Genomic DNA, 6,505 nt, shown 5'->3' with positions numbered 1-6,505 from the left:
TTGCTTGACCCATGCGAGCGGCTTGGCGCCATCGATATCCTCAAGCCATAGGCGAGAGTCGGTGGTGTTGCCCTCGGGCGAAGCGGTTGGGGCGGTGGCGGATGGTGTAGCTGCGTGGGTCATGCCGGTCATTACCAAGGTGGCAAGAAGAGCGAGGGAGCGTTTATTCACATCTGACCTCCGGGAGGGGAAGGGTCATTCAATCAGTCTTTGCCGGATCCGTCACCTGGATCAGCACACTGCGGAATGCTTCGACGCCGTTGGTTTCCTCGATTTGGGCCTGATCAGGCAGGGGATAGCTCGCGCCCATGCTGGCGCGCAGGCCTGCCGCCTCGAGCCAGTCGCGGACATGGCGGGCGCGATCGGCAGCCAGATTGGCCGTACCTTTGCCATCGCTGCTGGCGCGCCCTTCGACCGAGACCTGCTTGACCCCCCAGCGTTGAGTGGCCCAGACCACCAGCTGCATCGTGGTGATTTGTTCGCTGCCAAGGTCGGCCGATGCACGCGCGAACAGCACCGGTGGCAGTGGGCGCGGTGGCGGCACGATATGCACGGTCCAGCCGCCGAGCTGTGCGGCAAGATGGTCTTCCATCTGCTTAAGGGTGCTCAGCGGGGCTTCGGTTGTGGGGGCGATGAGCAAGGTTATCTGTTTGTCGTGGGCATCAATCTGTGAACCGAGCAAGGGCAGGGGGAAGTTACGCACGACGTCGTGGGCTTCATCGCTGATGCTTGGGTTGCCCGATCCAGCAGTGTTTGGCACGCCCGCGCTCAAGGCCGAGCGGGTCAGCTCGGCGCGGGTCGGGTCGACGGTAATGACCGGATTCAGGCGTAACGAGAGTTGTGGCGGCAAGGCGGAGACCAAAGCCTGATGCAGGCTGGTGTCGTCTTTCATCTCGTAGTGCTGTGCGGCAAAGGTGACATCGAGCACCTTGTGGCTGTCGTCGATCTGCATGTCGAGTACGCGAACGGACTGGTCGCTCAAGGTTTGCGTCAGCGTGCTGCGCACGGTATTGAGCAGGCGGGTTTGCTGTGCAATATCACGCAGGGCGTGCGCCAAGGGCCAGCCCAGCGGCAACAATACCGCGAAGCCAACGATGATCTGCCAGGCCACCGCATGACGGGTGGCGCGGCCACCAAAACCGTACCAGGTGCTCATCAAGGTGGCGCTGAGGGCAATCGTCGCGAAGTTGGTGGTGAACAGCAGCAAAGCACCCTGGGATATCCGCCATTGGGCCACGGCAAGGCCAAAGCCCACCACCGCCATCGGCGGCATCAGCGCAGTGGCGATGGCAACGCCGACGATAGTGCCGCCGCGCTTGCGAATCATCGCGTAGCCACCGGCAAGGCCTGACAGCGTGGCGGCGATCATGTCGAACAAGTTGGGTGTGGTGCGGGCCAGGATTTCCGGCGTCGGCGTGCGTAGCGGTGATAGCCAGACAATCAGTATCGACACCAGCAAAGCCAGCCCCATGCCGGCGAGCAAGGTGCCGAGCGCGCGGAATACCCGGTTGATATCCAGCGTGGCGATGCCAAGACCCAGCCGCACGATGGGCCCCATCAATGGCGATACCAACATCGCACCGATAATCACCGACACCGAATTGCACAGCAGGCCGATAGTGGCGATGCCCGAGGCCATCGCGCACATAAACAAATAGCTGCCTTCCAGCTCGCCATCGTCGTCGATTTCATCGGCGATGGTATCGCGGTCCACAGAGGCCGATTGGCGGATCAACCAGCGACGAATGAGCTTGAACATGGGGCGCCTCAGCCATGCGGATAACGGTACTTAGCCGGTGAAAAGGCTTTAATCAGTAGTGCCAGCATCCGTACCATCGCATCGACATCGTGCGATGTTCAACAGGCTCGGCCAAGAAGGCTGCATGCCGGGCGTCCGCATTATGTCGTATTTAACTCGGTGTAAAGGCTCTTTACGCCGCTCGCAGCGCACCCGCCATGCGTCTTGCCGCTTGATCGAGTTCGGCCTCGTCGTGGTAGCTAAAGCCGAGTCGGAGAAGGGTTGCGCATGCGGCATGAAGTCATCGCGCCGGGCATCGCAAAACATCGCACCCTCCTACTCCCCGGCCTGTGCTCAGCGCGCGATGGCGGCGGCAGCTTGCCCGGCGATGCGCATAGTCAGGCGACCGGTATCAATGAGCAGCGCCAAGTGGTGGGCTTGTCGTGCACAGCGCACGTCGCCGGTTGCCGCGCTTTTATGTGGCAAGAAAACGGCGTGATGAGCGATCTGATTGCCTTGGTTGCCACGGGTTTCAGCGATCTGCCATCGAAACCCCCTCCCCCGATGGGAGAGGGGGCACTCCATCGTTAAAGCAGGGGGATCAGCAACAAAGCCACGATGTTGATGATCTTGATCAGCGGATTCACTGCCGGGCCCGCGGTGTCCTTGTACGGATCGCCTACGGTGTCGCCGGTGACCGCAGCCTTATGCGCGTCCGAGCCCTTGCCGCCGAAATGGCCGTCCTCAATGTATTTTTTGGCATTGTCCCAGGCGCCGCCGCCGGTAGTCATCGAGATCGCCACAAACAAGCCGGTGACGATGGTGCCGATCAACACACCGCCCAAGGCCTGCGCGCCGGCCTCGGCGCCGCCAAGCCATTTGAAGCCGAACATCACCAAGACCGGCACCAGCACCGGCAATAGCGAGGGAACCAGCATTTCCTTGATGGCCGACTTGGTCAGCATATCCACCGCGCGTGAATAATCTGGCTTGGTGGTGCCTTCCATGATGCCGCTGATTTCGCGGAACTGGCGGCGCACTTCCTCGACCACGGCACCGGCTGCACGGCCCACCGCCTCCATCGCCATGGCACCGAACAGATACGGAATCAGGCCGCCGATCAGCAAGCCGATGATCACGTAGTGGTTGGATAGATCGAAGCGGAAATCGGTCACCCCCAGATGCTGGCTGAGGTTGTGCGTGTAGTCGGCGAACAGCACCAAAGCGGCGAGGCCGGCTGAGCCGATGGCATAACCCTTGGTCACCGCCTTGGTGGTATTGCCGACAGCATCCAGTGGATCAGTAACCCCCCGCACTTCCGGCGGCAGGTCGGCCATTTCGGCAATGCCGCCGGCGTTGTCGGTGATCGGGCCGTAGGCATCCAGGGCGACGATCATGCCGGTCATGCTGAGCATCGCGGTGGCCGCGATGGCGATGCCGTACAGGCCGCAAAGCGAGTAAGCGCCCCAGATAGCAGCGCATACCGCCAGTACCGGCAGTGCGGTCGATTTCATCGACACACCGAGGCCGGCGATCATGTTGGTCGCATGGCCGGTGGTGGAGGACTGCGCGATGTGGCGCACCGGTGCATATTCGGTGGCGGTGTAGTACTCGGTGATCACCACCATGGCCCCGGTTAGCACCAGACCGATCAAGGCGCAGCCGTACAGGTGGCCGACCGAAAATGTCGATTGCTCGGCGCCCATCAGCTGGGTGGTGATCGGCCAGAAAGCGATCGCGGCAATCACCGCCGAAACCGCTACGCCGGCATAGAGCGCGTTCATGATCTTCGGCCCGCGCGCCTTGACGAAGAAGGTGCCGATGATCGACGCAATGATCGAGGCACCGCCGAGCAGCAACGGATACAGCACACCATTGGCGCCCACCTGCTCGGCCATCACACCGCCGAGCAGCATGGTGGCAATCAGGGTGACGGCATAGGTTTCGAACAAGTCGGCCGCCATGCCGGCGCAGTCGCCGACGTTGTCGCCGACGTTGTCCGCAATCACCGCCGGATTGCGCGGGTCATCCTCGGGAATGCCGGCTTCGACCTTGCCGACCAGATCGGCGCCGACGTCGGCACCCTTGGTAAAAATGCCACCGCCGAGGCGGGCGAAGATCGAGATTAGCGAGGAGCCGAAGGCCAGGCCGATCAACGCATGCAGTGCGTGCATGGTCTCGTAGCCCATGGCCTTGAGCGCGACGTAGTAAGCGGTGACGCCGAACAATGCCAGTCCGACCACCAGCATGCCGGTAATCGCACCGCCACGAAAGGCGACCTTCAAGGCCGCTGCCAGGCCGTTACGGGCGGCCTCAGCGGTACGCACGTTGGCACGCACCGATACGTTCATGCCGATATAGCCGGTGGCGCCGGAGAGCATGGCACCCACCGCAAAGCCAATGGCCGTAGGCCAGTCCAGGGCGAATCCAACAACGAGAAAAAGCACGAGGCCCACGCCACCGATGGTGGTGTACTGGCGGTTGAGATACGCCCGGGCGCCTTCCTGGATCGCCGCGGCGATCTCCTGCATGCGCTGGTTTCCCGGTGATTGCGCCAAAATCCAGCGCACCGAAAGCGCGCCATACAGAACTGCCACGACCGCACACGCCAGCACGATCCACAAGCCATACTGCTGCAGCATCGGAGCCTCCCCATGATTGGTTATCCAGGGCGACCGGAGCACCGGCCTCCCGACGGTGGCCGCCCTGTAGAGGCGGTCAGGTCGAGTATAGGCAGAGGTCGGTGATGAGCATGTTGTGCGACGCAGCGCTGCCGTGCGCGGGTCGGGGCTGACCGGCCCTAGCGAATGGCCATGTCCAGAATGATGCCGGTGGCGATCGCGACCAGCAGATAGTCGTTGTCCGAACGGACCCAGTGATAGCCGCGCGGCGGTGGCCGCAAGCGGTAGTAGCCGTAGTCGCGCACGATGTAGTTGGGACCGTCGTAGCGATGTCCGCGTGCCCAGCGATGCGGACGGTAATGATTATTCCAGCGACCGTCGTAGCGGCGGTCGTCACGGTCATAACGACGGTTGTCGTGACGGTATCCATAGTGCCGGCGATCATCGTCGCGGTGGTCACGCTGATGATGGCGCTGGTTGCCGTAGCGGTCGCGCTCACGATGATCGTTGTCGGCGAAGGCGGCACCGCTGCCGAGCAACAGCGACAAAGCAACAGCGACCCTGGGCATGATCTTCATGGGTTACTCCTCGACAGGTACGGACAGTTGGCAGGGGTGGTGGACGCATCGTAAGAACGTGCGCCTGAACCGTTGGGTGCCGTCCTCAGCCGGGCTTTCAGGCTGTGCTCAGCGGTTGCTGCCGTGGCGCAAGTTGCTGTGGCAAGCTGGCCTGGCCGCGTGGCACGAATCAGGGGTGGGTATGTATCGACAGCGATGGATCAATGCCGGCGTTGCGGTGGCACGAGAGCAACGCCGCAGGGCATGGAAATGTGAGACAGCATGTTCTGGCGTGTGATGATGGTGTTTGCCGTCATCGTCGTGCTGCTTTACGGAGCGTTTTGCGGCTATCTGTATCTCAGCCAGCGGCAGCTGATTTATCGGCCGGAAGGTACCTGGCTGGTGCGCCAGGCTCCGAATCTTGAGCTGCGCAGCGACGGCGTCGTCTTGCGCGGCTGGGTGATGAATCCCGGCCAGTCCAAGGCGCTGCTTTATTTCGGCGGCAATGGCGAACGCATCGAGGATTCGCGTGAGGATCTGGCGCGCTGGTTTCCGCATCGCACCGTGTATCTGCTGGCGTATCGCGGTTATGCCGCCAGCGAAGGTGAGCCCAGCGAGACCGCGTTAGTGGCCGACGCGCAAGCCTTGTACGACCAGGTCGCGCCACAGCACAGCGCGATTGCGGTGATCGGGCGCAGTCTGGGTAGCGCGGTAGCGGTGCAACTGGCCGTGCATCGGCCGGTCGAGCGTCTGGTCTTGGTCACGCCGTTTGACAGCATGTCGCGGATGGCGCAGGCGTCGTATCCCTGGGTACCGGTGTCGTGGTTGCTGCATGATCGCTACGAGTCGTGGCGCTATGCGGCTGAACTGCGTTGTCCGGTGCTGCTGATGCGCGCGGCCGACGACCTGCTGGTACAGCCGGAGCGTACGGCGCGCCTGGCCGAGAGCTTTCGCAACCGGCCGCTGCAGCAGGTGGTGGACGACGCCGGTCACAACACGATCCAGGACTTTCCCGAATATCAAAGCGGGCTCAGTCATTTCCTTCAATGAGATCGCCGGCGGATTGATGCTGCCTTGGCTAGGTCGTCAGTGCTTGTGCGGCAACGCTCACTGAGTCCGAGGGCAGCGAGCTGGCCGATGCTGCATCGGCGATCGTCACTGCCTCGCTCAACTGGAAAAAACCGATTTGCCGCAGCAGCACATCGGCCTGTTCGCGCAGCGCGCGACCCGCGGCGGCGGCCTGCTCGACCAGCCCCGCGTTTTGCTGGGTGGCGTCGTCCATCAACAGCACAGTTTGCCCGATCTGGCCGATGCCGCTCGATTGTTCACGGCTGTTTGCGCTGATCTCGGCAATCGCTTGCGAGACTCGGGCGGTGCTGTCGACAATCTCCGCCAGCAGCTGGCTCGATTGTCCGGCCAGCAAGCTGCCGGCCTCGACCTTCATCGCGCTGTCGTCGATCAGTTGATGAATTTCGCGTGCCGCATCGGTGCTGCGCTGAGCCAGCTGGCGCACTTCTTCGGCGACGACCGCAAAGCCACGGCCATGGCTGCCGGCGTGCGCCGCTTCGACCGCCGCATTCAGCGCCAGC

The 6,505-nt window shown here is 62.7% G+C and carries 6 protein-coding genes; 2 read left to right on the top strand and 4 right to left on the bottom strand.

The features are described from left to right. Positions 1 to 199: 199 nt before the first annotated feature. Complete coding sequence (locus OUZ52_RS21650; RefSeq protein ID WP_266160669.1) at positions 200 to 1,759, bottom strand: TIGR00341 family protein; 1,560 nt, start codon at positions 1,757 to 1,759, stop codon at positions 200 to 202. Between the two features lie 267 nt (positions 1,760 to 2,026). Here OUZ52_RS21650 and OUZ52_RS23085 point away from each other — a divergent pair, with 267 nt between their 5' ends. After that, on the top strand, positions 2,027 to 2,329 hold the full coding sequence (locus OUZ52_RS23085) for a hypothetical protein (protein WP_425493904.1): 303 nt from the start codon (positions 2,027 to 2,029) through the stop codon (positions 2,327 to 2,329). On the opposite strand, the gene OUZ52_RS21645 is transcribed toward OUZ52_RS23085, so the two are convergent. Both OUZ52_RS21645 and OUZ52_RS21640 read right to left on the bottom strand, forming a co-directional pair. Continuing rightward, positions 2,326 to 4,380 (bottom strand): sodium-translocating pyrophosphatase, encoded by a 2,055-nt coding sequence (locus OUZ52_RS21645; RefSeq protein ID WP_266160668.1) that lies wholly within the window; start codon positions 4,378 to 4,380, stop codon positions 2,326 to 2,328. The two genes, OUZ52_RS23085 and OUZ52_RS21645, sit on opposite strands and share 4 nt — an antisense overlap. A gap of 158 nt (positions 4,381 to 4,538) precedes the next feature. Further along, on the bottom strand, positions 4,539 to 4,937 hold the full coding sequence (locus OUZ52_RS21640; protein ID WP_266160667.1) for an RcnB family protein: 399 nt from the start codon (positions 4,935 to 4,937) through the stop codon (positions 4,539 to 4,541). A 261-nt stretch (positions 4,938 to 5,198) separates the two neighbouring features. On the opposite strand from OUZ52_RS21640, the gene OUZ52_RS21635 reads away from it, so the two are divergent. Beyond that, a complete protein-coding gene (locus tag OUZ52_RS21635; RefSeq protein ID WP_266160666.1) occupies positions 5,199 to 5,966 on the top strand; it encodes an alpha/beta hydrolase in 768 nt (255 codons plus the stop codon). A 28-nt stretch (positions 5,967 to 5,994) separates the two neighbouring features. Here the strand turns inward: OUZ52_RS21635 and OUZ52_RS21630 are convergent. Further along, the coding region (locus OUZ52_RS21630; RefSeq protein WP_266160665.1) for a methyl-accepting chemotaxis protein at positions 5,995 to 6,505 on the bottom strand (511 nt) is incomplete at its 5' end.

Source organism: Dyella silvatica (genome assembly GCF_026283955.1).
GTDB classification, from domain to species: Bacteria; Pseudomonadota; Gammaproteobacteria; order Xanthomonadales; family Rhodanobacteraceae; genus Dyella_C; species Dyella_C silvatica.
Note: the sequence above shows the minus strand (reverse complement) of the source record. Positions and strands in the feature narration are given on the sequence as shown.